A 25736-nucleotide genomic window follows, 5' to 3' on the forward strand; every position below is an offset into this window, starting at 1 on the left:
GGCTGTGTGGTGGAGGCCGGCATGGTGACCAGCCAGAGCAACGAACCTTGTATGTCGCCGTCGGCGCCGCCGTCGTCCGTGTTCGCGGTGGGCGACCCGGCATGCGACCTCGTGACGGTGCCGGCACGGCAGGGGCTGGAGGCGGTCGACATCCTGCGGCGTGGCGCCTCGGACGCGGTGGGACCCGTCCTGCACGACGACGGCCGTGACACCCTCGGCTTCCTGGTCCCGGCAGGTACGGCGGCCGGCTGGGACGTGCCGGGCAGCACCTGTACCGAGACCAACGGGCACGGGCTGCGGCTGAACCCCGAGCCGCCGGTGGAAGGCTCCGACTGGCTGCTCCCGCCCGGCGAGGCCGACCTCGCCACCGATCCGATGGTGCTGCGCCGGGCCCTGGGGGAGGCGGCCCGGACGATCGAGGCCGCCGACAGCTGCCGATGACGCACACGCGCGTGGCGGCTGCGAAAATGGACGGATGGGCAGATCCAGGAACTCGCGGCGCGGGCCGTGCGCCGTCACGGCCGTCGAGGAACCGGTCGACGGCGGGCTCGCGCAGCTCGTACCCGATCCGGACCGCCGCCGCGCCTGGACACTGCTGATCGACGGGGCGCCCCAGTCGCACGTCGACCTGGACGATCCCGCGTACCTGTCGTTCGAGTACCAGCGCCGCATCGGCCATGTCGTCGACCTCGTCGCCCCACCCGGCAAACCCGTGCACGCCGTGCATCTCGGCGGCGGCGCCTTCACCCTCGCCCGGTACGTCGCCGCGACCCGGCCCCGCTCCACCCAGCAGGTCGTGGAACGGGACGCAAGCCTGGTCCAGCTGGTCCGCCGCGAGCTGCCGCTGGATCCGGGCGCGCGGATCCGGGTGCGTGCGACGGACGCCCGCGCCGGACTGGCCAAGGTGCCGGACGGCTGGGCCGACCTGGTCGTCGCCGACGTCTTCAGCGGCGCCCGCACCCCCGCGCACCTCACCTCCACCGAGTTCCTGGACGAGGTCCGCCGCGCCCTGAAACCCTCCGGTGTCTACGCGGCCAACCTCGCCGACGGGCCGCCGCTCGTGCACCTGCGCGGCCAGATCGCCACCGCCGCCGCCCGGTTCGGTGAACTCGCGCTGATAGCCGACCCGGCCGTGCTGCGCGGCAAGCGCTTCGGCAACGCGATCCTGGTCGCCGCCGACCTGCCGCTGCCGCTCGCCGAACTCACCCGCCGCGCCGCCTCCGACCCGCACCCGGCCCGGGTGGAACACGGCGGCAGGCTCACCGACTTCACCGGTGGCGCGGTTCCCGTGACGGACGATGCCGCGGTGGCCTCCCCGGCCCCGCCGCCCTCGGTGTTCCGCTAGGACCCCGCTGCCGTCCCCGGAACGGTCGCCACCGGGATCACGTTCCGCCGAAAACGGTCAGTCTTGCTGCAACTCATGCCATTTGAGGCGGTGTCGGCGTGTCGTTCCACGGTCACTGATGACCTGGTCTTCCACCACTCCGGAAGGAAACGGTCATGAGCGCTGCCGTCCGACGGACCGCGTACGCCCTGGGCGCGGTCGCCGCGGTCCTCCTCGCCCTGGTCGCGTCCGCCTCGTCCGCCTCGTCCGTGGCCGATGCCGCGGCCGCCAGTCCCGTCGTCAGGTCGAAGTACTTCACGACCGGCGCCACCACGATCTCCTGTCCGACCGGCTGGTCGGCCACCGGTGGCGGCGTCGGCGTCGACCTGCAGAGCAGCATGTACGTCGCGCGCACGGAGCCGGTCAAGAACTCCGCCGGCAGGCCGGTCGGCTGGAAGGGCGACATCCGGCAGCGGGCCAACGGCGGTGCCGCCAGCGGCAGCATCTACGTCGTCTGCGTGCCCTGAGCCAGGTGCCCTGGCGCGGGACGTCCTGAGCCGGAAGGCCCTGGCCGGGACGTCCCGAGTCGGAAGGCCCAGGCCCGGACGTCCTGAGCCGGGATGCCCTGGCCGGGACGCCTGAGCCGGGAGGCGCCGGCGGTCACGGGCCGCCGTCCGGTCAGTAGGTGCCGACCTCGACCCGCGGCGGCCCGTCGTGCCAGGTGCAGAACACCGACACCCGGTCCGCGCCACGGCTGAACTCCACCCGGATCCAGCTCTCCGTCTTCCACACCTGCATCGACCAGCCCGTGCCCGGTGTCGCCGAGACGAGGGTCGCGTCGGCCGTGCCCAGCTCGAACACCGCCCGGCCGCCGTCCGTGTCATAGGACTTGACCCGGCCGGACGAGGCGGCGGAGGTGGTGGAGGAGGTCTGCGGGCGGGCCGGTGTCCGTGTGGGCGTGGGCGTCGGCCGGGCCGGCGGCTTCCGCGACGGGGCCGGGGGCGAAACCGGTGGCTGCGACGCCGACTTCACGTCACGGTCCCGCGCGTCGGCCGCCGCGACCGGCAGGGCGCGCGGCGGGTCGTAGGCCGTCCCCGCCATCACCGTGTGCACACCCCACCACGACAGTGTGACCGCCGCTCCCGTCGCGAGCAGCCACGCCAGTACGTGTACGAGTCCTCTGCGCATCGCGGCCCATACTGCCCCAGGGGTACGGCGGTGCGCACCTGCCCCGAGTTGTCCACAGGCGCCCGCCCGGCGTCGCCCGCATGGCGTACGGTGCGGCGCATGGCAAGTGTGCTCGTGGTCGAGGACGACCAGTTCGTACGCTCGGCGCTCATCCGGCATCTGACCGATGCCGCACACACCGTGCGCAGCGTCGGTACGGCCCTGGAGGCGCTGCGCGAGGTCGCCCATTTCCGCTTCGACCTCGTCATCCTGGACCTCGGACTGCCCGACCTGGACGGCTCCGAGGCCCTGAAGATGCTGCGCGGCATCACCGACGTGCCGGTCATCATCGCCACCGCCCGGGACGACGAGACGGAGATCGTCCGGCTGCTGAACGCCGGGGCGGACGACTACCTCACCAAGCCCTTCTCCGTCGAGCACCTCTCCGCCCGCATCGCCGCCGTCCTGCGCCGGGCCCGCGCAGGCGGCCAGGAGGCCCCGCCCTCGTCGGTGCTCCGCGTCGGCGGGCTCACCGTCGACCCGCTGCGCCGTCAGGCCGAACTCGACGGCGTCGGACTCGACCTCACCCGCCGTGAGTTCGACCTGCTGGCCTTCCTGGCCGGCCGGCCCGGGGTCGTCGTCCCGCGCAAGGAACTCCTCGCCGAGGTCTGGCAGCAGTCCTACGGCGACGACCAGACCATCGACGTCCATCTGTCCTGGCTGCGCCGGAAGCTGGGCGAGACGGCCGCCCGGCCGCGCTATCTGCACACGCTCCGGGGCGTCGGCGTGAAGCTGGAACCTCCGGCGGACGGAGAGGGCCCGCGATGAGATGGGCTCTGGTCAAGGTCTGCCTGGCGGTGACCACGATGGTCGTGGTCGCCTTCGCGGTGCCGCTCGGCCTGGTCGTCGAGGAGATGGCCCGCGACCGTGCCTTCTCCAATGCCGAGCGGGAGGCCGCCGCGGTCGCGCCCGCGCTGTCCATCACCACCGACCGGGACGAGCTGGAGCGGGTCGTGGCCTCGGCCGGCGCCGACTCAGGGATGGCCGTGCACCTGCCTGCCGGCGGCACCCGGGCCGCGCTCGACCTCGGCCGGCAGCGCGCCGCCGACCGCGACATCGAGACCGTGCGCAGAATGGGCCGCGCCTCCACCACCTCCGTGCCCGGCGGCTCCACCCTGCTGCAGCCGGTCGCGCTCGGCACCGGCGCCATCGCGGTGGTCGAGGTGTACGTCCCCGAGTCCGAGGTGACCAACGGCGTCGGCACGGCCTGGGCGGTGCTCGCGGCCGTCGGCCTCGCGCTGATCGTCGGCTCGGTCGCGGTCGCCGACCGGCTCGGAGTGCGCATGGTGCGGCCCGCGCAGCGGCTCGTCGAGGGCGCGCACGAGCTGGGCGAGGGCAAGCTCGGCGCCCGGGTGCGGGAGGAGGGCCCCACCGAACTGCGCCTGGCCGCGGTCGCGTTCAACTCCATGGCCGACCAGGTGGTCCAGCTCCTCGCCAACGAGCGGGAGCTGGCGGCCGATCTCTCGCACCGGCTGCGCACCCCGCTCACCGTGCTCCGGCTGAACGCGGCATCGCTGGGCGCCGGGCCGGCCGCCGAGCAGACCCGGACCGCGGTCGCCCAGCTGGAGCGCGAGGTCGACACCATCATCCGTACGGCCCGGGAGGCCAAGCCGCAGACGGCCGCCGCCGTGCCCGGCGCCGGGTGCGATGCGGCCGAAGTGGTCAGGGAACGCATGGAGTTCTGGTCCGCGCTCGCCGAGGACGAGGGCCGCAAATGGCGGGTGGCCGGCGTCGACCGGCCGGTGCGCATCCCCGTGGCCCGCGCCGACCTGGCCGCCGCGCTCGACGCCCTGCTCGGCAACGTCTTCCGGCACACCGCCGAAGGCACCGCCTTCGCGGTCGACGTGCACAACGGCGACGACGCGGTGATCGTGCTGGTCTCCGACGCGGGCCCCGGCATACCCGACCCGGAGGCGGCGATGGCCCGCGGCCGGGGTTCCGGGAACACCGGCTCGACCGGCCTCGGCCTGGACATCGTGCGCCGGCTCGCCGAGTCCACCGGCGGCGACGTCCGCATCGGCTCCTCGGTGCTGGGCGGCACCGAGGTGCGGATCTGGTTCCAGCTCGACGGGCGGAAGCCGGGGGGCCGGGGCCACCGCGGGGCGGTGCGCCGCCGACGGCCGGGCAAATTGGTCTCGACCTTTAACCGACCCCGATCGCTCCCTTAAGCGCACCATAAGGTCTGCAACCCCCGTCTTGAACAAGCAGTTTGTCCGATTCGGGCTCGCTAGCGTGCTGCCGCACCCCACAGGACCCGTACACCCCTGTGAACCCCCCCAGTGAGCAGTGAAGGCAGGCACGCGCATGAGCACGCACCGGCGCAGGATCAGTGGCAGGAACAAGGCGATAGGCGGCCTGGTGGCCGCGGCCGTGATCGGCGGCGGCGCGGTCCTGCTCACCGGCACCGCGAACGCGGCCGGTGGCGCTGCCGCGTACACCAGGACCAGCGACTGGTCGACCGGCTACACCGCGCAGTACGTCGTCACCAACAACAGCGGCCAGGCCGAGAAGACCTGGACACTGGAGTTCGACCTCCCGGCGGGCGCCAAGCTCGGCTCCCTGTGGAACGGCGAGTCCAGCGTCAGCGGCCGGCACGTCACCGTGAAGCCGGCCAAGTGGGACACCGGGAGCCTGGCCCCCGGCAAGTCGGTGACCGTCGGCTTCGTGGTCAACGGCACCGGCGACCCGACGGGCTGTCGTATCGACGACGCACAGTGTTCCGCCGACGGCGGCGCGACCCCCGAACCGAGCGGCCGCCCCACCGAGACCCGGCCGCCCGCCCCGACCCGGACGGCCACACCCACCAGGACGGCCACCCCCACGCAGAGCGCCACCCCCACGCAGAGCGCCACCCCGACCCCCACCGGCGGCACCGGCAGCGGCACCACCGCCTCGGCCGGCTTCGCCCCCTACGTGGACACCTCCCTCTACCCGGCCTTCGACCTCCTCGGCGCGGCCGACGCGACCGGCGTGAAGAACTACACCCTCGCCTTCCTCACCGACGGCGGCGGCTGCACCCCCAAGTGGGGCGGAGTCACCGATCTCACCAGCGACGGCGTGGCCGCACAGATCGGTGCCCTGCGCGCCGAGGGCGGCGACGTCCGGGTCTCCTTCGGCGGTGCCTCCGGCTCCGAGCTGGCCACCACCTGCTCCTCGGCGGACGCTCTGGCGACGGCGTACGGCAAGGCGGTCGACGCGTTCAAGCTGACCAAGGTCGACTTCGACGTCGAGGGCGGCGCGCTGCCGAACACGGCCGCGAACACCCGCCGCGCCCAGGCCATCGCCAAGCTCCAGGCCCGGCACCCCGGCCTGGACGTCTCCTTCACCCTCCCGGTGATGCCCGAGGGCCTGACGCAGGACGGCGTGAACCTCTTGTCCGACGCCAAGGCCAACGGCGTGAAGATCAACACCGTCAACATCATGGCGATGGACTACGGCCCCTCGTACAGCGGCGACATGGGCACCTACGCCGAGCAGGCCGCGACCGCCACCCAGGCGCAGATCCGAAGCGTGCTGGGGCTGTCGGACTCCGCCGCCTGGAAGGCGGTCGCCGTCACCCCGATGATCGGCGTCAACGACGTCTCCACCGAGGTCTTCAAGGTCGACGACGCCACCCAGCTCGTGGACTTCGCCAAGTCCAAGGGCCTCGGCCGGCTGTCCATGTGGTCCGCGACCCGCGACAAGGCCTGCGCCGGCGGCACCAAGCCCACCGCCGACGCCACGTGCAGCTCCATCGCCCAGGACACGTTCGCCTTCTCGAAGGCCTTCGGGGCGTACAAGTAGTCGCGCGAAGTGCCGATGCATCCATAACGGGCCCGGCGGATCACATTCGCCGGGCCTACAGTTGCCCCCGGCCGCCGACGGGGACCCGGGCCCCGGCGACAAGATCACCGCCGACGCCGGGCAGCCGGCCACGGTCTACGTCTCCGGGCCCGCTGTCACACCGAGCCCCTCGACGACCGACGGCTCGCCCTCCCCGGCCGACTCCGGTCCCTCGCCCGTGGACACGCCCGACGCCACCCCGGACGCGCTGCCCACCGGCACCACGTCCGTCCACGCCCACGCCGGTGCGCCCGTGCGTTCGGCACCGGGCACGGCGGGCGCGCAGGTCAGCAGTGTCGCGGCCGGCAACGATCACCCGGCGCTCTGCATCCAGCAGGGCGAAGAGGTCACCGCCAACGGCGCGACCAGCAGCGTCTGGGTCCGGCTGTACCTGACCACCGGCGGGACGGGCTGGGTCACGGCGACCGCGTTCGACGGCGACCCCGAAACCCTCGTACCCACGCCCTGCTGACCGTGGCGGCGGCCCGCCCCACGACGGGCCGCCGCCCTCCCGCTAGGCGGACTCCACCGCCGGCAGCAGCCCTGTCCGCGCCGCCTGCCCATACCACCGCGCGCTCGACTTCGGCGTCCGTTCCAGCGAGCCGTAGTCCACGTACACCGCGCCGAACCGCTTGCCGTAGCCGTACGACCACTCGAAGTTGTCCATCAGGGACCACAGGAAGTAGCCCCGGACGTCGGCGCCGTCGGCGATGGCACGGTGCACCGCAGAGAGGTGGCCGTGCAGATAGGCGATGCGCTCCGGGTCGTGGACGCGGCCGTCGGGGTCGGGCTTGTCGTCGTACGCCGCGCCGTTCTCCGTCACGTACAGCGGCAGTCCCGGCGCCTCGCGCGTGTAGCGCAGGAGCAGGTCGTACAGACCCGTCGGGTCGATCGTCCAGCCCATCTCCGTACGGTCACCAGGGGTCTGGTGGAAGAGGACGTCGTCGGCGCCGGGCCAGGGGGAGTGGTCGCTGGCGCCGTGGCCGTCCGCCCGGGGGCCCCTGACCTCGCCGGGCGCGGCCGAGACCAGGGCCGGGGTGTAGTAGTTGAGGCCGAGCGCGTCCAGCGGTGCGCTGATCGTGCGCAGGTCGCCGTCGAGGACGTACGACCAGTCCGTCACCGAACGTGTCGCGTCCAGCAGCGACGCCGGGTAGGACCCGTGCAGCATGGGACCGTGGAAGACGCCGTTGGCCAGGTCGTCGATGCGGCGCGCCGCCGCCAGATCGGCCGGGTCCTGGGAAAGCGGCCGTACCACCGAGGAGTTCAGGCTGACCGCGATCCGGTTGCGGGCCGGCATCGCCGCGCGCAGCGCCGAAGCCCCCAGTCCGTGCGCCAGGTTGAGGTGGTGGGCGGCGCGCAGGGCGGCCACCGGGTCGGTGCGGCCGGGCGCGTGCACGCCGGAGCCGTAGCCCAGGAAGGCGCTGCACCACGGCTCGTTGAGGGTGATCCACTGCTCCACCCGGTCGCCCAGGGCCTCGCCGACGAGCCGCGCGTACTCGGCGAACCGGAACGCGGTGTCCCGCTCCGGCCAGCCGCCGGCGTCCTCCAGCTCCTGCGGCAGGTCCCAGTGGTAGAGGGTGACCGCGGGCCTGATGCCGTGCGCCAGCAGCTCGTCCACCAGCCGGCGGTAGAAGTCCAGGCCCCGCTGGACCGCCGGCCCCCGGCCCGTCGGCTGCACCCGGGACCAGGAGACGGAGAACCGGTACGCGGTCAGGCCCAGCTCCGCCATCAGCGCCACGTCCTCGCGGTAGCGGTGGTAGTGGTCGACCGCGGTGTCCCCGGTCTCGCCGCCGGCCGTCCTGCCCGGTGTATGGCTGAAGGTGTCCCAGATCGAGGGGGTGCGGCCGTCCTCGCGCACCGCTCCCTCGATCTGGTAGGCCGAGGTCGCGGCGCCCCAGAGGAAGGCGGGCGGGAAGGACACGGACGACGGAACGGAATCAGGCATGGAAGCGCTCCCATCGGGGGTCGGAAGAGCCGGCGGATGACGGGGGAGGAGGGGCCGGGACAGCGGTGCCCCGGCCCCGGTGAGGGGCGGGCGGATCAGCCCTTGATCGCGCCCTGCATGATCCCGCCCACGATCTGCTTGCCGAACAGCAGGAAGGCGACCAGCAGCGGCAGCGTGCCGAGCAGCGCGCCCGCCATGATCACCGCCTGGTCCGGGACGTACCCGGTGCCGAGCGAGTTCAGGGCCACCTGCACGGTCGGGTTCTGCTGGTTCAGGGCGATGATCGGCCACAGGAAGTCGTTCCAGGCGAACACGAACGTCAGCAGGCCCAGCACCGCCATCGCCGGGCGTGCCGCCGGGAAGACCACGTGCCAGACGATCCGCAGGCTGCTCGCCCCGTCCACCCGGGCGGCCTCGATCAGCTCGGCCGGCAGGGCCTGCAGCAGGTACTGCCGCATGAAGAACGTGCCGAACGCGGTCACCAGGCTCGGCAGGACCACCGTCTGCAGCTGGTTCGACCAGCCGAGGTCCGACATCCACAGATACAGCGGTACGACGGCCAGCTGCGGCGGGATCATCATCGTGCCGATGGTCAGCAGCAACAGCAGGCCGGAGAAGCGGAACCGCAGCTTGGCGAAGGCGAAGCCGGCCAGCGTGGAGAACAGGACCGTGCTCACCGTGATCGCGCCCGCGACGATCACCGAGTTGAACATCGCGGTGCCGAGCCCGGCCTGGTCCCAGGCCGCCTCCAGGTTCTCGAACAGGTTGCCGCCGAACCACAGCGGGGGCGGGGTCTGGGCCAGCCGGCGGTCGGTGCGCGAGGCCGCGATCGCCGTCCACACCAGTGGGGCCAGCGAGACCAGCGCGAAGACGGTCAGCACGACGTACGTGAGCGGGCCCGCGTGCAACTGCCTGCCCGCGCCCGTGCGGCCCCGGCGCCGCGGCTCCTTCCGCACGGCCCGAGGGATGGTCGGTTCGGTCATTGGGACTTCCTCAGCCGTCGGGTGAGCAGCAGATTGACCGCGGCGACGATCAGCAGGAGCAGGAACATCGACCAGGCGATCGCGGACGCCTTCCCGAGGTTGCCGATGATCCAGCCCTGGTCGTACATGTACAGGCCGAGCGTCTGGAACTGGTGCTCGGAGCCGCCCTTGGAGCCGCTGACCCCGCCGAACAGCAGCGGCTCACCGAAGAGCTGGGTGGCGCCGATGGTGGAGACGACGACCGTGAAGAGGATCGTCGGGCGCAGCTGCGGGACGGTGACGTGCCGGAACTGCTGCCAGCGGTTGGCTCCGTCGATCGCCGCCGACTCGTACAGGTCGGCCGGGATCGCCTGCATGGCGGCCAGATAGATCAGCGCGTTGTACCCGGTCCACCGCCAGATCACGATGGACGACACCGCGAACTGCGAACCCCAGTCGGACTCGCGCCAGTTGACCGGGTCGACCCCGAAGAAGTGCAGGATCCAGTTGACCATGCCGCCGTCCCAGGAGTACAGCAGCGTGAACACCAGGGTCGCCGCGGCCACGGAGGTGGCGTACGGGGTCAGCATCACGACCCGCCACACGGTCGAGCCGCGCAGCCTGTAGTTGAGCAGGTGGGCGAGCCCGAGCGCCGCCAGCAGCTGCGGCACGGTCGAGAGCACGCCGATGGTGAGGGTGTTCCCGAGCGCGTTCCAGAAGAAGTCCGACGACCACAGGTTCTCGTAGTTGTCCAGGCCGGCCCAGGTCTGGTGGTCCAGCGCCGACAGCTGCACACGGTGCAGCGAGTACCAGGCCGTGTAGAGCAGTGGGACCAGGGTGAACGCCCCGAACAGGACGAAGAAGGGGGCCACGAACGCGTACGGCGACGCCTTCATGTCCCAGCGGTACAGCCGGCTGCGCCAGGAGGCGGCGCCCGCCGGCCCACCGCGACCACGAGCGCCCCGGGCCGCGCCCGGCGGGGTGCCGGGCGCGGCCTCGGCGCTCGACGCGGAGTGCGCGAGAGCCTGCTTGGAGACGCTCACTGGCCGAGCACGTCCTTGATCTCCTTGGACGCGGCGTCCCAGCCCTGCTCGGGGGACTTGCCCTTCTGTTCGACCTGCAGGATGCCGATGTCACTGATCGCGTTGTCGATCGGCTTGTCCTTCGGGCCGAGGGGCTGCGCGGGGATGGTCTTCGCCGAGTCGGAGAAGATCTGGGTGATCGGGGCGCCCGAGAAGTACGCCGTGGTGTCGGGCTGCGGCTTCAGGCTCGGGTACACCGACGGGGTCGACGGGAAGCTGGCCTGCTTGGCGAAGACCTTCGCCTGCTGTTCGGGCGCGGTCAGCCACTTCGCCAGGGCGACGGCCTCCTTCTGGTGCCTGCTCGCGGTCGGCACGCCGAGGAAGGAGCCGCCCCAGTTGGACGCCGCCGGTGCCGCGGCCACGTCCCACTTGCCCTTGCCGGAGTCACCGGACTTCTGCTCGATGTAGCCGATCATCCAGGCCGGGCAGGCGACGGAGGCGAAGGTGCCGTTGGCGAAGCCCTGGTCCCAGGTCGGGTCGAACTGCTTCAGCTTCGCCGACATGGTGCTCGTCGCGACGCTCATGGCGGTGTCCCAGGCCTTCTTCACGCCCTCGGACTTGTCCCAGACGACGTTGCCGTCCTTGTCGTAGTACCGCTGGCTCGCGCCGCCCACCGCGGCGTTGTAGACGGACGCGGCCGAGTCCACGAACTTGGTGCCGCCGGGCGCCTTCTTCATGTACTGCCTGCCCACGTCGACGTACTTGCTCCAGTCGCCCTTCCACATCTCGGCGAGCTTGGTGCGGTCGGTCGGCAGCCCGGCCTTGCGGAACAGGTCCTTGCGGTAGCAGATGGCCATCGGCCCGGTGTCGGTGCCGAGTCCGATGAGCTTGCCGTCCGCGGTGGTGGCCTGGGCGTTCTTCCAGTCCAGCCACTGGGACTTGTCGACCTCCTTGCCGAGGTCCGTGAACTTGCCGGCCTGGGTCTGCACGGCCTCGGTGATGTTGCCGATCTCGATGGCCTCGATGTCGTCCGTGCCCGAGCCGGCCTGGAGGCGGGTGAGCACTTTCGGCCAGTAGACGTCGGTACGAGTGGTGACGTTCTCCTTGATGCTGATGTCCTTGTGGAGCTTCATGTACTCGTCGTAGAGGCCGGCCTGCTTGTAGCCGAAGACGCCGAAGGTCCCGATGGTCAGCGTGATCTTGCCATTGCCGTTGCCGCCGTCCGAGTTGTCCGACGAGCCGTCGTCCGAGTCCTTGGCGCAGCCGGCCAGCAGCCCCGTGGTCAGGGCGGCGACGGCCGCGAGGGCCATCAGCCGCTGGGACCGGCGGATGCTCGTGCGCATTGCGTCCTCCTGTTGCCTGACGTGCCGACCCCCCGGCCGACTGCATGGAAATCGGGCCCGTTCGTACTCGCTGCGGCTCGGGCGGGGAACGTGCGGGATGTGTAGGGGTCAGGTAGCGTGGGAGCGCTCCCACAAGTGATGTGTTGAAGAGTCGTCGGTTCCCGGCGGGGTGTCAAGGGAGCGGACAAGCCCAACCGCGCTCAGTTACCGGGACGTTGGACGGCTCCACCCGGTCGGCCCCGGCCTCGTGCCGGACGCCCGTCCGGTGCGGCGTGCGGGGCCGCCCCCGGGACGCCCGTCCGGTGCGGCGGGCAGGGTTCCGCGGAGCGTGGCCCGGGGCCCGCGGGGCGGGTCAGCACCGCCCGACGGCACTGTTAGATTCCAGCCGGAACAGGACACGGCGAGAAAGGCGGAGCCCATGGCAAGCCACGGAGGGCGGGGCCGGGGCGGGGGACGGCCCACGCTCGAAGAGGTCGCCGCCCGGGCCGGGGTCGGACGGGGCACGGTCTCCCGGGTGATCAACGGCTCGCCCCGGGTCAGTGACGCCACTCGCGCCGCGGTCGAGGCGGCCGTCGCCGAACTCGGCTACGTCCCGAACACCGCGGCCCGGGCCCTCGCGGCCAACCGCACCGACGCCATCGCCCTGGTCGTCCCGGAGCCGGAGACCCGGTTCTTCGCCGAGCCCTACTTCTCGGACATGCTGCGCGGTGTCGGTGCCGAACTCACCGACACCGAGATGCAGCTGCTGCTCATCTTCGCCGGCAGCGACCGGGAACGGCAGCGCCTCGCCCAGTACCTGGCGGCCCACCGCGTCGACGGCGTCCTCCTGGTCTCGGTGCACGCCGACGACCCTTTGCCCGATCTCCTGGCCCAGCTGGAGATCCCGGCCGTGATCAGCGGCCCGCGCTCGGCGGCCGAGTCGCTCACCTCGGTGGACTCGGACAACTACGGCGGGGCCCGCTCGGCGGTGGAGCACCTGCTGGCCCGTGGCCGCCACCGGATCGCGCACATCACCGGCCGCCTGGACGTCTACGGCGCCCAGCGCCGCGTCGACGGCTACCGCGACGCCCTGCGCGACGCGGGCCTCACGGCGGACGAACTCCTCGTCGAGCCCGGCGACTTCACGGAGGAGGGCGGCCGTCGTGCGATGACGACCCTGCTCGCCCGCCACCCGGACCTGGACGCGGTCTTCGCCGGCTCGGACGTGATGGCGGCGGGCGCCCGGCAGGTGCTCCGCGAGGCGGGCCGCCGCATCCCGGACGACGTGGCCCTGGTCGGCTACGACGACTCGGCCATCGCCCGTCACATGGACCCGCCTCTCACCAGCGTCCGCCAGCCCATCGAGGAGATGGGCCGCGCCATGATCGACCTCCTCCTCACGGAGATCGCCGACCGCCGCCCGGCCGTGTCACGAGGCCTGGACCGCCGCCGGGCGGTGCTGCCCACGGAGCTGGTGGTACGGGCGTCGTCGTGAGCGGGCGCCCCTGTCCTCCGGCGGAGTGAACCTCCCCGCCCCGGGTTCCCGTTCGGCTCCCTCTCGGTGTCGCAGGCTGTCGGCTCCCGCAGTGTGAGTACCAACGATCATGCTGAGCACGGTGACGGGGAGTGCGGTATGCGAGTGGACGGCGGCGTGCGCTCCCGGCGGGCGCGGATCTGCAGAATGCTGGCGGTGCTCGGTGCGATGGTGCTGTGGACGGCCGCGCTGCCACCGGCCGTGGCCGCTTCCGCGTCGAGAGCGTTCCGTACCACCGAGGTGGTCCTGACCAACAACAGCGATCTGCCTCTGATCCGCACCGGCCACAACCTTGATCACGGCTGCTGGACCTTCGACCCGCCCGAACGGATCGAGCCGGGTCAGAAAGTGAACTGGAAGTCGGAGTCCTGCGGGATCGGGACGGGCGTCGAGGGCTCGGCCTTCTACCGGGTCGACAATGACCAGGGCCCCCGCCTCCGGATGCACTGGGACAACCCCGCCGTCGGCTCCAACAGCTACGACGAGACGGTGCCGCGCGGCTATGTGCTGTCCCGCGAGGGCGGAGGCGGAGCCGACGCCGTCCGCTACTACGGCTTCGACTGCAACTCGCGGATGTGCGACGGGATCCCCGACGACTGGAAGCTCCACGGCGTGACGATCGATCCGGGAGACGGCAGCGGACCGCAGTTCATCGACCTGCCGGCCATGGGCGCCGACATCGACCGGCCCGACATCTTCGTCCATGTCGACTGGATGCAGAAGGACGACCGGCACAGCCACCAACTGACCTGCTCGGCCGTCAAACGGGTGGTCGACGCCTTCGCCGACGCACCCTACCGGCGCCGCGGTGCCCCCAGGTCCGGCATCAACCTGCATGTCGACGCCGGGCCGGACAGCCTCCTCGACTACACCGTCCGGGAGGGGCGGCAGCCCTGCGACGACCCCGCGCACCCGAAGTGGGGGTCGCTGAGCCGGGCCCGGCGGCTCCCCGAGAGGGCGAACATCGGCACCTGTGACGGCAACTGCAAGAACGACAACGGCAGATACAAGTGGGACGAGATCGAGGACATCAAGCGGGAACCCGGGGGCTTCGTCGGCTCCGGCCGCCCGGCGGTCTTCCACTACGTACTCTCCGCGCACCGCCTCGCCCCCGAACTGGAGGAGGCGGATGTCGCAGGCCTCGCCCCCAGCGGTGGCAGCGAGTTCGTCATGAGCCTCGGAGACGCCTACCGCAACCCGACCGACCAGTCGGCCACCTTCATGCACGAACTCGGCCACAACCTGAGTCTGCAGCACGGCGGGTTCGACGGCGTGAACTTCAAACCGCAGTACTTCAGCGTGATGAACTACGCCTACAACAGGGGGATGAAGTTCGCGGGTGGCAACAGAATCGACTACTCGCGGGTGGCGACCACCCTCGACGAGAAGCGGATGGACGAGAGTTCCCTCCCGCCCACAGGGTCCGACCAGGTGTACGACGTCATGCGGAACTGCCGTGGGGAACACCTCCCCTGGCTGGTCAGGATCTACAAGTACATCGACTGGAACTGCAACGGCACCCAGGACGAGGGCACCTTCGAAGCCGACATCGACGGCGACGACGAGATCAGTACCGCACTCGCCGGACAGGACGACTGGGCCCATCTGAAACTGACCGGCGGATCGATCGGCGGCCGGGACATGCCGGGACGCACCGGGGCGGTGACCATCGAGGAGCGTCCCCGGGAACTCGCCCGGCGGCCCCGGGTGGACGACGTGCCGCCGGTCACCACGGCTGTCGCCGACCCCGCACCGAACGCCGCCGGGTGGAACAACACCGACGTCGCGGTCACCCTCACGGCCACCGACGACCGCAACGGCATCGCCAGGACCGAGTACGACGTCGACGGCGCCGGCTGGACCGGCTACACGGATCCGGTCCGCCTCGCCTCCGCCGGCAGTCACGTCCTCTCCTACCGGTCGATCGACGGTTGGGGGAACCTGGAGGAGACCAAGACCCTTCCGGTGCGGATCGACCGCACGGCACCGGTCACCACGGCCGCCGTCAGCCCGAGCCCCAACCCGGCCGGATGGATCTCCGCCGACGGCTCGGTCACCCTCACCGCCACCGACGAGGACGGCGGCTCCGGAGTGGACGGCATCACCTACAGCACCACCGGCGCCCGGACGGCACACGCCACCGCCGTCCCCGGCCACACCGTGAAGCTCGACATCGCCGAAGAGGGCGAGACGGTCATCACCTTCCACGCGACCGACCGGGCCGGAAACGCCGAGGCGGACCGGACGCTCACCGTCAGACTCGACAAGACGCGGCCCGTGTCGGCCTTCATCACCGCACCGAAGACGATCTTCGTCGCCCGGCCCGCCGGTGGGCCGCACGACGACCAGTACATCTCCGGCACCGCCGCCGACTCCGGCTCCGGCTCCGGCCATGTCGACCTCACGTTCACCCCGCAGGTCCCCGGCCAGACCCTCGTCCGGCGCGCGGACCTCACCTGCCCCGACGCGGCACGACGCGACTGCACCTGGCGGGTACGGCCGCCTTCGGGCGTCGGCATCTACCAGGTGACCTCCGCAGCCACCGACATCGCCGGGAATGCGGAGACTCCGGGTCGCGGCATCCACGTCGTCGTCGTCCGGACACCGTGGTGATGCCGGGGGAGGGACGAGAGGGCACGGCCGGTCCGGCCGGCTTCAGCAGGACCGCTCCTGCCTCGGCCGTACCGCCTCCCAGCCCTTCTCCAGCAGGTCGAAGACGGCGTTGACGGCGGCCTCCGGGTCGGGGGCGGTACCGGCGAGGGCGCGGGCTTCCAGGGTCATGTGGGCGAGGGCGGCGCAGACCGGGTCGTCGGCGGGGGCGCCGGTGTCGTCGGCGATCGCCGCGGCCAGGGCGCGTTCGTGGCGCATCCACATGCGCCGGTGGTACTCGATGAGTGCCGGGGTGCTGGTGACCAGCCGCCGGAACGTCTCGATCTGCTCGCCGTACTCCGCCTTGACGGCCCGGGCGCCCAGCATGTGGGTGCGCAGCGCACCGAGGAGCGGTGTGCCGGGCGACCGGTCGCGCACCGCCGCGACCAGGGCCTGCTCCAGGTCCGTGTCCATGTCGAAGAGCAGCGCTTCCTTGCTCGGGAAGTGCTTGAAGAGGGTCGTGGTGGAGACGTCCGCGGCCTCGGCGATGTCCCGGATGCTCACCTGATCGAAGCCGTGTTCCAGGAAGAGTTCCAGGGCCGCGTCCGCCAGTGCCTGGCGGGTGGCGGCCTTCTTGCGTTCGCGGCGCCCCATCGTCTCCGTCATGTCCGTAGCGTACCCAGCTCGGTTGTCCCGAGCAAAAAGTTGACTCGTTGCACTTAGTGAGTCGGTGTGCTTTTCTGAAGCGCATGACCACACCTGCCAAGAACGTCCGCTGGACGCTCCTCGGTGTCATGCTCGCCATGCTGCTGGGGATGCTCGACAACAACATCGTCGGGACGGCGACGCCGACGATCGTCCGTGACCTGGGCGGCCTGGACCACATCTCCTGGGTCGTCACCGCCTACACGCTGACCACCGCGGTGTCGACTCCCGTGTGGGGCAAGCTCGGTGACCTGTACAGCCGGGGGCGCGTCTTCCGTGCCTCGATCGTGCTCTTCCTGCTGGCCTCGCTGCTCGCCGGCGCCGCCGGGTCGATGACCCAGTTGATCGGGTTCCGGGCCCTGCAGGGCATAGGTGCCGGTGGACTGGCCGCCGGCGGGTTCGCGCTGATCGGCACCCTGGTACCGCCGCGGGAGCGGGGCCGGTACCAGGGCATGACCGCCTCGGTGATGGCCCTCGGCGTGGTCGGCGGCCCCCTGGTCGGCGGCCTGGTCACCGGACACCTCGGCTGGCGCTGGGCGTTCTACGTCAATCTGCCGCTCGGGATCGTCGCCCTGCTCTGGGTCCAGCTGACGCTCCGGGCGCCGGCCAGGGCCACGAAGACGCGGGCGCGCATCGACTGGGCGGGCATCGCCGTGCTGACGACCGCGATCGGCGCGGCGGTCCTCGCGGCGACCTGGGCCGGTACGACGTACGCGTGGACGTCCTGGCAGATCCTGACCCTGGGGGCGCTGGCCGTCCTCGGCACGGCCGCGTTCGTCGCCGTGGAGCGGCGCGTCGCCGAACCCGTGCTGCCGGCCCGCGTGTTCACCGGGCACCGCAACTTCCCGCTCGCCATCGGCCTGCTGGTGGCGGTCGGTGTGGTGATGTTCGGCTCGGCCCTCTATCTGCCCCTGTTCCAGCAGACGGTCCAGGGCGCCTCGGCCACCGGTTCCGGTCTGCTCCTGCTGCCGATGATGGTCCCCGTGGTGATCACGTCCAACATCGCCGGGAAGGTCATGTCGCGCACCGGCCGGTACAAGGTGTTCCCCGTGCTCGGCACCCTGCTGCTGACGGCCGGCACCGTGGCGCTCGCCACGGTGGACGCGGACACCTCCCGTCTCACCACCGGCTGCTCCATGGCCCTCGTCGGCCTCGGCCTGGGCTTCACCATGCAGATGGCCACCACCCTCGCGCAGAACAGCGTGGAACTGCGGGACATGGGGGCGGCCATGGCGGCGACGAACCTGTTCCGCACCCTCGGCGGCTCCGTGGGCGTGGCCGTCTTCGGCTCGCTGTTCACGCGGGCAGTGCCGGGCGCGGTGACGGGCGAGGCGTACCGGGAGGCGGTGGCGACCGGCACGCGGCACGTCTTTCTGGCCACGGCCGGGGTGTGCGCGGTGGCGGTCGTGCTGGCGCTGCTGCTGGAGGAGGTGCCGCTGCGCGGCGGGCCGGCGCGGGCACAAACGAATCAGCCGGCGACCCGTCTTGCGACGGAGTCACCGGCTGATCACTCAGGGTGAGTGACGGGACTTGAACCCGCGACATCCTGGACCACAACCAGGTGCTCTGCCAGCTGAGCTACACCCACCATGACCGGCAGTCGAACGTGTCGTTTCCCCGACCGGCCGAGAAGAAGTCTACAGGGTCCGATGGGGTGCTCGCGCACACGTTTTCGCGCGGGCTTCCGAGCGGACCCTGGCGGCTACTGCGCGGGCAGGACGTGCTTTGCGGCGATCGCCTTGGCGGTGTCGGAGTCCGGGCCGGGCTGCGGGACGAAGACGGCCTCGCGGTAGTAGCGCAGCTCGGCGATCGACTCGCGGATGTCGGCGAGGGCCCGGTGGTTGCCGTTCTTCTGGGGGCTGTTGAAGTACGCCCGCGGGTACCAGCGGCGGGCCAGCTCCTTGATCGAGGACACGTCGACGATGCGGTAGTGGAGGTAGTCCTCCAGGGTCGGCATGTCACGCAGCAGGAAGCCCCGGTCGGTGCCGACGGAGTTGCCGCACAGCGGGGCCTTGCCGGGCTCCTTCACATGCTCGCGGACATAGGCGAGCACCTGCTCCTCGGCCTCCGCCAGTGTCGTGCCGCTCTCCAGTTCGGCGAGCAGCCCGGACGCGGTGTGCATCTGACGCACCACCTCCGGCATCGTCTCCAGTGCCCGGGCCGGCGGCCGGATGACGATGTCCACCCCCTCGCCGAGTACGTTCAGCTCGGAGTCGGTGACGAGGGCGGCCACCTCGATGAGCGCGTCGTCGGACAGCGAGAGGCCGGTCATCTCGCAGTCGATCCACACCATGCGATCGTTCATGCGACCACCCTAAAGCGGACCTGTGCTTTTGAGTGCCCCCGTGCTCCTTGCGAAGCGCCGGGAAGCCCCGGGAAGCGCCGGGCAGGGACGCCGTTCGCCTGCGGCTCGTCGTGGCCGAACGCGTCCACACGGCGGCAGCCGCATCTCGACACGGCCCCGTACCCTTCGGGGCGCGTCAGGCCCGCGAGCGGAAAAGAGGGAGGCGAGCACATGCTCGCCCCCCTCTTTCTCTCAGCTACCGCTCCGCGGTCCCGGCAACAGACCCACCGCGCCGGCCGCCGTCCGGCGGCTCTGCATCGGCACTCCGCTGTCCGGGTGCAGCACGGCGGGCACATGTCCCATCGGCCCGGGACCGCCTCCCAGGCCCGGCGGCGGGCCCGGCTGCTGCACCGCCGGCTCCGCCTCACCCTGCTTGTCGCCCTGTGGCCTGCGGGCCCGGTAGGCGGCACGGTAGGCGGCGGGGGACGAGCCGAGCTGGCGGCGGAAGTGCCCGCGCAGCGCGACCGGTGAGCGGAAGCCGCACCGGCCCGCCACCTCGTCCACCGAGTAGTCCGACGTCTCCAGCAGCCGCTGCGCCTGGAGCACGCGCTGAGTGATGAGCCACTGCAGCGGAGCGCTCCCGGTGAGCGAGCGGAACCGGCGGTCGAACGTACGGCGGCTCATATAGGCGCGTGCCGCCAGTGTCTCCACGTCGAACTGCTCGTGGAGATGTTCCAGCGCCCAGGCGACGACCTCGGCCAGCGGGTCGGCGCCGATCTCCTCCGGTAAAGACCGGTCGAGGTAGCGCTCCTGCCCGCCTGTCCGGCGCGGCGGGACCACCAGGCGCCGGGCGAGCGCGCCGGCCGCCTCGTTGCCGTGGTCCGTCCGCACGATGTGGAGGCAGAGGTCGATCCCGGCCGCCGTACCCGCCGACGTCAGCACATCGCCGTCGTCGACGAACAGCTCCCGTGGATCGACGTGCACCGACGGATAGCGCTTGGCCAGCGTCGGCGCATACATCCAGTGGGTGGTCGCCGGGCGGCCGTCGAGCAGTCCGGCCGCTGCGAGCACGAAGGCGCCCGTGCACAGCCCGACGATGCGGGCGCCTTCCTCGTGTGCCCGGCGCAGCGCGTCCAGTGCCTCCTCCGGCGGCGGCGAGGTGATCGAGCGCCAGGCCGGTACGACGACCGTCCCGGCGCGTGAGATCGCCTCGAGCCCATGCGGTGCGGTGAGTTCCAGGCCCCCTGTGGTCCGCAGCGGGCCTTCCTCGCCGGCACTCACCAAAAGGCGGTAGCGCGGCACGCCGGCGTCCTGGCGGTCGATCCCGAACACCGACAGCGGAATGGAACTCTCGAAGATGGGGCCGCCGCTGAACAGCAGCACCGCGACGATCTCCTTGCGGCGTCGTCCGGACAGTTTCCGGACGCCGGCATCCTGCGTGGCAGTGGAGTCGTGGCTCATACTGCTAAGCCCCCCTCGGTGGTCGCGGCTCCTCGGTTGTGTCGCTCCTGCACGTTTCCCCTCGGTCCTGCACGAGTCCCCCGCCGTAAGACAGTCAAGATCGAATTTACTGGCTCCCGCGATCGCACGGTGACCAGTTCCCCACGCGGCACATTGTCGACATGACAACTTGGCGTGAAGCATTCGATCACGAAGCGTTGCACTCACGAGCCGTGCAGGGAAGTGCGCCTTGTCGCCGTGGCCAAACCGCGTAGGGTGCGCAGCGGCCCGTAGACCCTTTCCCTGCAGGTGGAACGGGGGTTGGGGGGTGGTTCGGACCCCTCCTGGCCGGTATCCAGAAGTTGGCTGAAAACCAGCGCTCTGAGGTATGGAAACCGGTCAGTCGACCGGTGTCTGCCCCCGGGTGTGACGTCCGCCTCTTTGCGCGGCGCAACGCTCGGCCCCTCGCTCGGAGCGGCGCAGCAGCACCCGGCAGACCGCCGTGACGGCGGCGAGGCACAGCGCGGCGCCCGCCGCGCCCGCCAGCGAGGTGCCGTACCAGAGGAGGATCACGGGCACGAGCACGCAGCTGAAGGCGGCCCAGCGGATCACATCGCTCGCCGTGTCCGGTGCGGGCTGCGGATCCCGAGGGGCGCGTGGTCCGGGCATCTGGTACTCCCTGTGGCGGTGGTTCACCCGGGTTCAACGTCCGTTCGACCTGTCGGTCACCGGCCGCGCATCTGTGAATCCTGTGCAAACCGCCTGTACGGGGCAGCAACCATTGCGTTACGGGCGCGGCTCGTGCATGCTCCGGTGAACCCCTACGGACGTCGGGGACCGCTTACGGAGCGTGCGCGGGATCTGTGCTCAGGAGGCGTGCCGCCGTACCCTTGGGGGTATGGGGTTGGGAAGATGTTTCCCGGACACAGCTCCGCCGCACGCTTCCGCCGCACAGTGTCGTCCCATCCATAAAGGATCACAACGCCGAGACAGCCATGGCCGGTCACGAATTCTTCGAACCCGCGGACCGCAAGCGGCCGGTCGCCGATCCCACGGCGGCCGATCCCCTGGCGGCAGCGGAGTCACGCCCGTCCTGCGACCCCGCCTTCCGGCACGGAGTCGTCGTCGGCTTCGACGGCTCCACCTCCAGTGAGCGCGCCCTGGCCTACGCGATCGGCATGGCCCACCGCTCCGGCTCCGGCCTGATCATCGTCCACGTCGCCAACCGGCTCCCCACCACCGTGTGGGCCGGCTGTGAGCCACCCGTCTTCGTCGACGTGCCGGATCACCGCACCGAGGTGCTGGGACTGGAACTGGCCTGTGCGGACTATCTGGCCGAGGTGCCCTGGATCCTGGTCGAGCGGGGCGGGGACATCTGCCACGAACTCGAAGAGGTGGGGCGGGAGTACGAGGCCGACGCGATCGTCGTCGGCTCCACGCACGGCATCGTCGGCCGGATCTTCGGCTCCGTCGCGGGACGGCTCGCCAAGCGGGCGAAGCGGCCCGTGATCGTCATCCCGTAGGCGCCACACGCTTCGCCGCACACCTCACGCTTCGTCACATCCCTTTGTGTACAGGTGAACTACTCACGCGTAGTAGGTGTTTGTGCTCTTGTGAAGGGCATATACCGGTCACCGCACAACTGCACATGCACGAAGGGAGCCCGCCGTGGACAACGACGTCTCTGCGGGAAGCGTGAGCACTACCGTGGTCGGCCGACTCGCCCTCGGGGTAACCCTGTTGGCGTTCGGGCTCGGTCTGACCGGCGTGATCGACGGCGTCGGAGCCTCCGACGCCGTGACCGTCGCCCACTACGTGGGCGGGGTCGCCCTCTTCCTCGTCGGCCTGCTGGCCCTGCGCGAATCCGGCGCCTCCGGGGCGGGATTCGTCGCTCTCGGCGCCCTCTGGTTCACCTGGGCCGTGTCGAGCCACGGCTCGGCGAACGCGGCCGGGCTCTTCCTGCTCCTGTTCGCCCTCGTGGCGCTCACCCTGACCCTTGCGGGCGGGGACACCCTCGGACAGCTGATGTACGCGCTGCTGTTCCTGGCGATGCTGGTGCTGGCCGTCGCGGCCTTCGCCGACAGTTCCGCTCTCACGAAGGCCGGCGGCTGGGTCGCCGTCGTCTCCGGTGCGGTGGCCTGGTACGCGGCGACGGCTGCGGTGGCTCACTGGCCGACGGCTCTTCCTGGGCGTGCCGCCGGCCGGGGGGTGACGGCCACCGGCTGACAACGCAGCGGCACGGAAAGGACCCCCACGTGGCAGGTGGCCACACGTGGGGGTCCCCTTTTTGCGCCTACGCCGGCGCCGCTCTCGCGGACGTGGTTGTTCGCCGCGGGGGTCGCTCGATCATCGCTTCGGTGGTCGCGTGAAGTCCCTACTCCACCGTCACCGACTTCGCCAGGTTCCTCGGCTTGTCGATGTCGCGGCCCAGGGCCTTCGCCGTGTGGTACGCCAGGAGCTGGAGCGGGATGCCCATCAGGATCGGGTCCAGCTCGTCCTCGTTCTTCGGGACGATGATCGTCTGGTCGGCCTTCTCCTGGTGCTGGTGGGCCACCGCAAGGATCTTGCCCTCGCGGGCCTTGATCTCCTCCAGAGCCGCGCGGTTCTTCTCCAGCAGGTCGTCGTCGGGGACGATCGCGACCGTGGGGAGGGCCGGCTCGATGAGGGCCAGCGGGCCGTGCTTCAGCTCGGAGGCGGGGTAGGCCTCGGCGTGGATGTAGGAGACCTCCTTGAGCTTGAGGGAGGCCTCACGGGCCACCGGGTAGCCCCGGACGCGGCCGATGAAGAGCATCGAGCGGGCGTCGGCGTACAGCTCGGCCAGCTCCTTGACCTTCTCCTCCTGCTTGAGGATCTCGGTGATCTGCCCGGGCAGCTTCCGCAGGCCCTCGATGATCCGCTTGCCGTCGCGGACCGAGAGGTCACGGGTGCGGCCGAGGTGCAGGGCGAGCAGCGCGAAGGCGACCGTCATGTTGGTGAAGCACTTGGTCGACACCACGCAGACCTCGGGGCCGGCGTGCACGTAGATGCCGGCGTCCGCCTCGCGGGCGATCGCCGAGCCGACCACGTTGACCACGCCGAAGACCCGGGCGCCCTTGCGCTTCAGCTCCTGGACGGCGGCGAGCACGTCGTACGTCTCACCGGACTGGGAGACGGCCACGTAGAGGGTGTCGGGGTCGACCACCGCGTTGCGGTAGCGGAACTCGGAGGCCGGCTCTGCGTCGGCGGGGATACGGGCCAGCTCCTCGATCATCTGGGCGCCGATCATGCCCGCGTGGTACGAGGTGCCGCAGCCGAGGATCTTCACACGGCGGATCTGCCGGGCCTCACGGGCGTCCAGGTTGAGGCCGCCGAGGTGCACGGTGGAGAACCGGTCGTCGATGCGGCCGCGCAGCACGCGGTCCACGGCGTCGGCCTGCTCGTGGATCTCCTTGTGCATGTAGGTGTCGTGGCCGCCCATGTCGTACGACGCCGCCTCCCACTCCACGGTGGTCGGCTCGGCCGAGGTGCGGGTGCCCTCGGTGGTGTACGTCCGGAAGTCGTCGGCCTTGAGGGTGGCCATCTCGCCGTCGTCCAGCGTCACTATCTGCCGGGTGTGGGCGACCAGGGCGGCGATGTCCGATGCGACGAACATCTCCTTCTCGCCGATGCCGAGGACGACGGGGGAGCCGTTGCGGGCCACCACGATGCGGTCGGAGAAGTCGGCGTGCATCACCGCGATGCCGTAGGTGCCCTCGACCACCCGCAGGGTCTCGCGGACCTTGTCCTCCAGCTTCTCGGCCTGGGAGCGGGCGATGAGGTGGACGAGGACCTCGGTGTCGGTCTCGGAGAGGAACTCGACGCCGTCCGCCTCCAGCTTGCGGCGCAGGTCGGCGGCGTTGTCGATGATGCCGTTGTGGACGACGGCGACCTTGTTGTCGGCCGACATGTGCGGGTGGGCGTTCACGTCGGAGGGGGCGCCGTGGGTGGCCCAGCGGGTGTGGGCGATGCCGGTGGTGCCCTTGAAGCGCGCAGGGACCTTGGTCTCCAGGTCACGGACCCGGCCCTTGGCCTTGACCATCTTCAGGCCGGGCGTCTTCGGGGAGGTGACGACGATGCCCGCGGAGTCGTAGCCGCGGTACTCCAGCCGCTGCAGCCCTTCCAGGAGCAGGGGGGCGACGTCACGCTTCCCGATGTATCCGACAATTCCGCACATATATAGAGGTATCCCTTGGCTGTCGCTGGTCCGGAACGGCTGGTTCTCAGCCGTAGACCATGCGGCGCAGCTGCCTGAGCGTCAGCTCCGGCGGCGCCACCGCCCGGTATTTCAGGTCCGCCTCGATCCGTTCGAAGATCTCCGTGTTCACCAGGCCCCGGGCCTGTAGTTCACGGTGGCGGCGACGGACGAAGTCCTGCGTCGTCTCGTCGAAATAGGCGAGCACGTCCTGGACCACCCGCAGCGCCTCGCCCCGGCTCAGGGGCGTGGACCGCGTCAGATGATCAACCAGTTCGTCGTGCACCCGGTAGATCCTGGAGTAACGGCGGCCGTTTCGCAAGATTCGTGCCCGATTCCGGGCAGGTGCCTGTGGAAACCCTCAAGGTGTGGTGTACGTCACCGCGGGCTCGGCCGGCCGCAGCCTCTACGCCTTCTCCGCGCCGGACTCCTGGGGGGACGAGCACGAGACCGGCGGGCGGTCCTCACAGCCGTCTGAGGACCGCCTGCTTGGCCAGGGTGAACTCCTCGGCCGTCAGCACACCGTCGCGGTGCAGCTCGCCCAGCTCGCGCAGCCGCCGCAGCAGCGCGTCATGGTCGTCCCCGGCCGCCTCATCGGCCGGCCGCGGGGCGGCCTTCGGCCCGCCGGGCTCCGCCGCCGCGGGGTGCGGCAGACGTGCCTGCACCGCCGCCGCGACCAGGGCCATCAGCGGGTCCTTGCGGAAGCCCCACAGCTCGACCGCGTTCGGGTCGTATTTGGGCGGCGCGGTGACCGGGGCCCCGCGCACCAGAAACCGCAGATGCCCGTTCTCCAGCCCGGCCGCCGGCTGCCACTCCACGCCGGTCACGTCCGTCAGGGCGATCGTGCGGGGGCCGGCGGCGGCCTTGGCGTCCTCGGTCTTCCAGTTCCACTCCAGCCGCACCCGCTCCCCGTCGAAGCTCGCCGTGCCGTCCCCCGCAGACGCGGACACCGGAAGCGACGGGCCCGGCAGCAGGTACCCGGCGACCGGATCCGGGGAAACCCCGTCCAGCAGCAGGGCGTTGCGCACCTCGTCCGCGACGTACTCGGCGACGCCGTACCGGTCGGACTCCACGGTCAGCTGATAGGGGTCGTGCGGCTCGGTGAGCCGGCCGCCGGTGGCCTGCAGCAGCGGATCGGCGCCGTCGCGCAGCCGGAGCCTGAGCCGCCCCGACTTCCGGCCCTGCTCGAAGGAGACACCGGCCAACGCCCCCAGCGGTACGACGAGTTCGCCCAGCTCACGACGGAACGGACTGACACTCTTGTCCCGGCCCGGAGTGATGCGCAGGGCGTCGCCGTCGAAGACCCAGGTGCCGTCCTTCTGGATGATTTCCGCCATGCGGGGATTGTTC

The 25736-nt window shown here is 71.1% G+C and carries 24 protein-coding genes and 1 tRNA gene; 12 read left to right on the plus strand and 13 right to left on the minus strand.

What is annotated here, in order from left to right; all coding sequences use genetic code 11:
- Positions 1-21: 21 nt before the first annotated feature.
- From ACZ4SF_RS00980 to ACZ4SF_RS00990, 3 genes are all read left to right on the plus strand, one after another.
- Positions 22-441, plus strand: coding sequence for a hypothetical protein (locus ACZ4SF_RS00980; protein WP_468376403.1), 420 nt, complete (start codon positions 22-24; stop codon positions 439-441).
- Between the two features lie 34 nt (positions 442-475).
- Entirely contained in the window at positions 476-1345 is an 870-nt protein-coding gene (locus ACZ4SF_RS00985; RefSeq protein WP_468376405.1) for a spermidine synthase, read from the plus strand.
- A 155-nt stretch (positions 1346-1500) separates the two neighbouring features.
- Positions 1501-1851, plus strand: coding sequence for a hypothetical protein (locus ACZ4SF_RS00990; protein ID WP_468376408.1), 351 nt, complete (start codon positions 1501-1503; stop codon positions 1849-1851).
- 151 nt (positions 1852-2002) lie between these two features.
- Here ACZ4SF_RS00990 and ACZ4SF_RS00995 read toward each other — a convergent pair whose 3' ends face one another.
- A complete protein-coding gene (locus ACZ4SF_RS00995; protein ID WP_468376411.1) occupies positions 2003-2512 on the minus strand; it encodes a hypothetical protein in 510 nt (169 codons plus the stop codon).
- Between the two features lie 99 nt (positions 2513-2611).
- Here ACZ4SF_RS00995 and ACZ4SF_RS01000 point away from each other — a divergent pair, with 99 nt between their 5' ends.
- The 4 genes from ACZ4SF_RS01000 to ACZ4SF_RS01015 all read left to right on the plus strand — a co-directional run bounded on the left by ACZ4SF_RS01000 (position 2612) and on the right by ACZ4SF_RS01015 (position 6845).
- Positions 2612-3319, plus strand: coding sequence for a response regulator transcription factor (locus ACZ4SF_RS01000; protein WP_468376414.1), 708 nt, complete (start codon positions 2612-2614; stop codon positions 3317-3319).
- On the plus strand, positions 3316-4719 hold the full coding sequence (locus ACZ4SF_RS01005; protein ID WP_468376417.1) for a sensor histidine kinase: 1404 nt from the start codon (positions 3316-3318) through the stop codon (positions 4717-4719). The genes ACZ4SF_RS01000 and ACZ4SF_RS01005 overlap by 4 nt, the downstream gene beginning before the upstream one ends.
- 136 nt (positions 4720-4855) lie before the next feature.
- Positions 4856-6334 carry a glycoside hydrolase family 18 protein gene (locus ACZ4SF_RS01010; protein ID WP_468376420.1) on the plus strand — a complete coding sequence of 493 codons (1479 nt, stop codon included), beginning with the start codon at positions 4856-4858 and terminating at the stop codon, positions 6332-6334.
- 61 nt (positions 6335-6395) lie between these two features.
- Positions 6396-6845, plus strand: a complete 450-nt coding sequence (locus ACZ4SF_RS01015; RefSeq protein ID WP_468376423.1) for an SH3 domain-containing protein — start codon at positions 6396-6398, stop codon at positions 6843-6845.
- 42 nt (positions 6846-6887) lie between these two features.
- Here the strand turns inward: ACZ4SF_RS01015 and ACZ4SF_RS01020 are convergent, their stop codons facing one another.
- The 4 genes from ACZ4SF_RS01020 to ACZ4SF_RS01035 all read right to left on the minus strand — a co-directional run bounded on the left by ACZ4SF_RS01020 (position 6888) and on the right by ACZ4SF_RS01035 (position 11645).
- A complete protein-coding gene (locus ACZ4SF_RS01020) occupies positions 6888-8318 on the minus strand; it encodes a GH1 family beta-glucosidase (RefSeq protein ID WP_468376426.1) in 1431 nt (476 codons plus the stop codon).
- A 95-nt stretch (positions 8319-8413) separates the two neighbouring features.
- Positions 8414-9301: a carbohydrate ABC transporter permease gene (locus tag ACZ4SF_RS01025; RefSeq protein ID WP_468376429.1), complete on the minus strand. Its 888-nt coding sequence runs from the start codon at positions 9299-9301 to the stop codon at positions 8414-8416.
- Positions 9298-10323 carry a carbohydrate ABC transporter permease gene (locus tag ACZ4SF_RS01030; RefSeq protein WP_468376432.1) on the minus strand — a complete coding sequence of 342 codons (1026 nt, stop codon included), beginning with the start codon at positions 10321-10323 and terminating at the stop codon, positions 9298-9300. Before ACZ4SF_RS01030 ends, ACZ4SF_RS01025 begins: the two co-directional genes overlap by 4 nt.
- Positions 10320-11645: an ABC transporter substrate-binding protein gene (locus ACZ4SF_RS01035; RefSeq protein WP_468376435.1), complete on the minus strand. Its 1326-nt coding sequence runs from the start codon at positions 11643-11645 to the stop codon at positions 10320-10322. The genes ACZ4SF_RS01030 and ACZ4SF_RS01035 overlap by 4 nt, the downstream gene beginning before the upstream one ends.
- 418 nt (positions 11646-12063) lie before the next feature.
- Here ACZ4SF_RS01035 and ACZ4SF_RS01040 point away from each other — a divergent pair, with 418 nt between their 5' ends.
- Positions 12064-13119 carry a LacI family DNA-binding transcriptional regulator gene (locus ACZ4SF_RS01040; RefSeq protein ID WP_468376438.1) on the plus strand — a complete coding sequence of 352 codons (1056 nt, stop codon included), beginning with the start codon at positions 12064-12066 and terminating at the stop codon, positions 13117-13119.
- Positions 13120-13257: 138 nt separating this feature from the next.
- Positions 13258-15771 carry an OmpL47-type beta-barrel domain-containing protein gene (locus ACZ4SF_RS01045; protein WP_468376441.1) on the plus strand — a complete coding sequence of 838 codons (2514 nt, stop codon included), beginning with the start codon at positions 13258-13260 and terminating at the stop codon, positions 15769-15771.
- Positions 15772-15813: 42 nt separating this feature from the next.
- Here the strand turns inward: ACZ4SF_RS01045 and ACZ4SF_RS01050 are convergent, their stop codons facing one another.
- Positions 15814-16413, minus strand: a complete 600-nt coding sequence (locus ACZ4SF_RS01050) for a TetR/AcrR family transcriptional regulator (RefSeq protein WP_468376443.1) — start codon at positions 16411-16413, stop codon at positions 15814-15816.
- Positions 16414-16496: 83 nt separating this feature from the next.
- On the opposite strand from ACZ4SF_RS01050, the gene ACZ4SF_RS01055 reads away from it, so the two are divergent.
- Positions 16497-17972: an MFS transporter gene (locus ACZ4SF_RS01055; RefSeq protein WP_468376446.1), complete on the plus strand. Its 1476-nt coding sequence runs from the start codon at positions 16497-16499 to the stop codon at positions 17970-17972.
- On the opposite strand, the gene ACZ4SF_RS01060 is transcribed toward ACZ4SF_RS01055, so the two are convergent.
- The 4 genes from ACZ4SF_RS01060 to ACZ4SF_RS01075 all read right to left on the minus strand — a co-directional run bounded on the left by ACZ4SF_RS01060 (position 17968) and on the right by ACZ4SF_RS01075 (position 20845).
- A tRNA-His gene (locus ACZ4SF_RS01060) sits at positions 17968-18040 on the minus strand. The two genes, ACZ4SF_RS01055 and ACZ4SF_RS01060, sit on opposite strands and share 5 nt — an antisense overlap.
- A 114-nt stretch (positions 18041-18154) precedes the next feature.
- Complete coding sequence (gene orn, locus ACZ4SF_RS01065; protein ID WP_468376449.1) at positions 18155-18757, minus strand: oligoribonuclease; 603 nt, start codon at positions 18755-18757, stop codon at positions 18155-18157.
- Positions 18758-18988: 231 nt separating this feature from the next.
- Positions 18989-20197 carry a helix-turn-helix domain-containing protein gene (locus ACZ4SF_RS01070; protein WP_468376452.1) on the minus strand — a complete coding sequence of 403 codons (1209 nt, stop codon included), beginning with the start codon at positions 20195-20197 and terminating at the stop codon, positions 18989-18991.
- Between the two features lie 378 nt (positions 20198-20575).
- The gene (locus ACZ4SF_RS01075) at positions 20576-20845 is read right to left on the minus strand and encodes a hypothetical protein (RefSeq protein WP_468376455.1); all 270 of its coding nucleotides are present in this window, start codon (positions 20843-20845) and stop codon (positions 20576-20578) included.
- A gap of 326 nt (positions 20846-21171) precedes the next feature.
- On the opposite strand from ACZ4SF_RS01075, the gene ACZ4SF_RS01080 reads away from it, so the two are divergent.
- Both ACZ4SF_RS01080 and ACZ4SF_RS01085 read left to right on the plus strand, forming a co-directional pair.
- Positions 21172-21699: a universal stress protein gene (locus tag ACZ4SF_RS01080; protein WP_201830499.1), complete on the plus strand. Its 528-nt coding sequence runs from the start codon at positions 21172-21174 to the stop codon at positions 21697-21699.
- Between the two features lie 145 nt (positions 21700-21844).
- Complete coding sequence (locus ACZ4SF_RS01085) at positions 21845-22402, plus strand: hypothetical protein (protein WP_468376459.1); 558 nt, start codon at positions 21845-21847, stop codon at positions 22400-22402.
- 148 nt (positions 22403-22550) lie between these two features.
- Here ACZ4SF_RS01085 and glmS read toward each other — a convergent pair whose 3' ends face one another.
- From glmS to ACZ4SF_RS01100, 3 genes are all read right to left on the minus strand, one after another.
- Positions 22551-24368, minus strand: coding sequence for a glutamine--fructose-6-phosphate transaminase (isomerizing) (gene glmS, locus ACZ4SF_RS01090; protein ID WP_468376461.1), 1818 nt, complete (start codon positions 24366-24368; stop codon positions 22551-22553).
- Between the two features lie 46 nt (positions 24369-24414).
- Positions 24415-24672: a hypothetical protein gene (locus ACZ4SF_RS01095; protein ID WP_468376464.1), complete on the minus strand. Its 258-nt coding sequence runs from the start codon at positions 24670-24672 to the stop codon at positions 24415-24417.
- Between the two features lie 178 nt (positions 24673-24850).
- The gene (locus ACZ4SF_RS01100) at positions 24851-25723 is read right to left on the minus strand and encodes a DUF4429 domain-containing protein (RefSeq protein WP_468376467.1); all 873 of its coding nucleotides are present in this window, start codon (positions 25721-25723) and stop codon (positions 24851-24853) included.
- Positions 25724-25736 lie beyond the last annotated feature (13 nt).

The organism is Streptomyces sp. NPDC027663 (assembly GCF_055566415.1).

What these genes read in the sequence shown, in the direction of transcription:
- ACZ4SF_RS00980 (WP_468376403.1), top strand. Translation starts at nt 22, where the DNA reads ATGGTGACCAGCCAGAGCAACGAACCTTGTATGTCGCCGTCGGCGCCG.
- ACZ4SF_RS00985 (WP_468376405.1), top strand. Translation starts at nt 476, where the DNA reads ATGGGCAGATCCAGGAACTCGCGGCGCGGGCCGTGCGCCGTCACGGCC.
- ACZ4SF_RS00990 (WP_468376408.1), top strand. Translation starts at nt 1,501, where the DNA reads ATGAGCGCTGCCGTCCGACGGACCGCGTACGCCCTGGGCGCGGTCGCC.
- ACZ4SF_RS00995 (WP_468376411.1), bottom strand. Translation starts at nt 2,512, where the DNA reads ATGCGCAGAGGACTCGTACACGTACTGGCGTGGCTGCTCGCGACGGGA.
- ACZ4SF_RS01000 (WP_468376414.1), top strand. Translation starts at nt 2,612, where the DNA reads ATGGCAAGTGTGCTCGTGGTCGAGGACGACCAGTTCGTACGCTCGGCG.
- ACZ4SF_RS01005 (WP_468376417.1), top strand. Translation starts at nt 3,316, where the DNA reads ATGAGATGGGCTCTGGTCAAGGTCTGCCTGGCGGTGACCACGATGGTC.
- ACZ4SF_RS01010 (WP_468376420.1), top strand. Translation starts at nt 4,856, where the DNA reads ATGAGCACGCACCGGCGCAGGATCAGTGGCAGGAACAAGGCGATAGGC.
- ACZ4SF_RS01020 (WP_468376426.1), bottom strand. Translation starts at nt 8,318, where the DNA reads ATGCCTGATTCCGTTCCGTCGTCCGTGTCCTTCCCGCCCGCCTTCCTC.
- ACZ4SF_RS01025 (WP_468376429.1), bottom strand. Translation starts at nt 9,301, where the DNA reads ATGACCGAACCGACCATCCCTCGGGCCGTGCGGAAGGAGCCGCGGCGC.
- ACZ4SF_RS01035 (WP_468376435.1), bottom strand. Translation starts at nt 11,645, where the DNA reads ATGCGCACGAGCATCCGCCGGTCCCAGCGGCTGATGGCCCTCGCGGCC.
- ACZ4SF_RS01040 (WP_468376438.1), top strand. Translation starts at nt 12,064, where the DNA reads ATGGCAAGCCACGGAGGGCGGGGCCGGGGCGGGGGACGGCCCACGCTC.
- ACZ4SF_RS01045 (WP_468376441.1), top strand. Translation starts at nt 13,258, where the DNA reads ATGCGAGTGGACGGCGGCGTGCGCTCCCGGCGGGCGCGGATCTGCAGA.
- ACZ4SF_RS01050 (WP_468376443.1), bottom strand. Translation starts at nt 16,413, where the DNA reads ATGACGGAGACGATGGGGCGCCGCGAACGCAAGAAGGCCGCCACCCGC.
- ACZ4SF_RS01055 (WP_468376446.1), top strand. Translation starts at nt 16,497, where the DNA reads ATGACCACACCTGCCAAGAACGTCCGCTGGACGCTCCTCGGTGTCATG.
- orn (WP_468376449.1), bottom strand. Translation starts at nt 18,757, where the DNA reads ATGAACGATCGCATGGTGTGGATCGACTGCGAGATGACCGGCCTCTCG.
- ACZ4SF_RS01070 (WP_468376452.1), bottom strand. Translation starts at nt 20,197, where the DNA reads ATGAGCCACGACTCCACTGCCACGCAGGATGCCGGCGTCCGGAAACTG.
- ACZ4SF_RS01075 (WP_468376455.1), bottom strand. Translation starts at nt 20,845, where the DNA reads ATGCCCGGACCACGCGCCCCTCGGGATCCGCAGCCCGCACCGGACACG.
- ACZ4SF_RS01080 (WP_201830499.1), top strand. Translation starts at nt 21,172, where the DNA reads ATGGCCGGTCACGAATTCTTCGAACCCGCGGACCGCAAGCGGCCGGTC.
- glmS (WP_468376461.1), bottom strand. Translation starts at nt 24,368, where the DNA reads ATGTGCGGAATTGTCGGATACATCGGGAAGCGTGACGTCGCCCCCCTG.
- ACZ4SF_RS01100 (WP_468376467.1), bottom strand. Translation starts at nt 25,723, where the DNA reads ATGGCGGAAATCATCCAGAAGGACGGCACCTGGGTCTTCGACGGCGAC.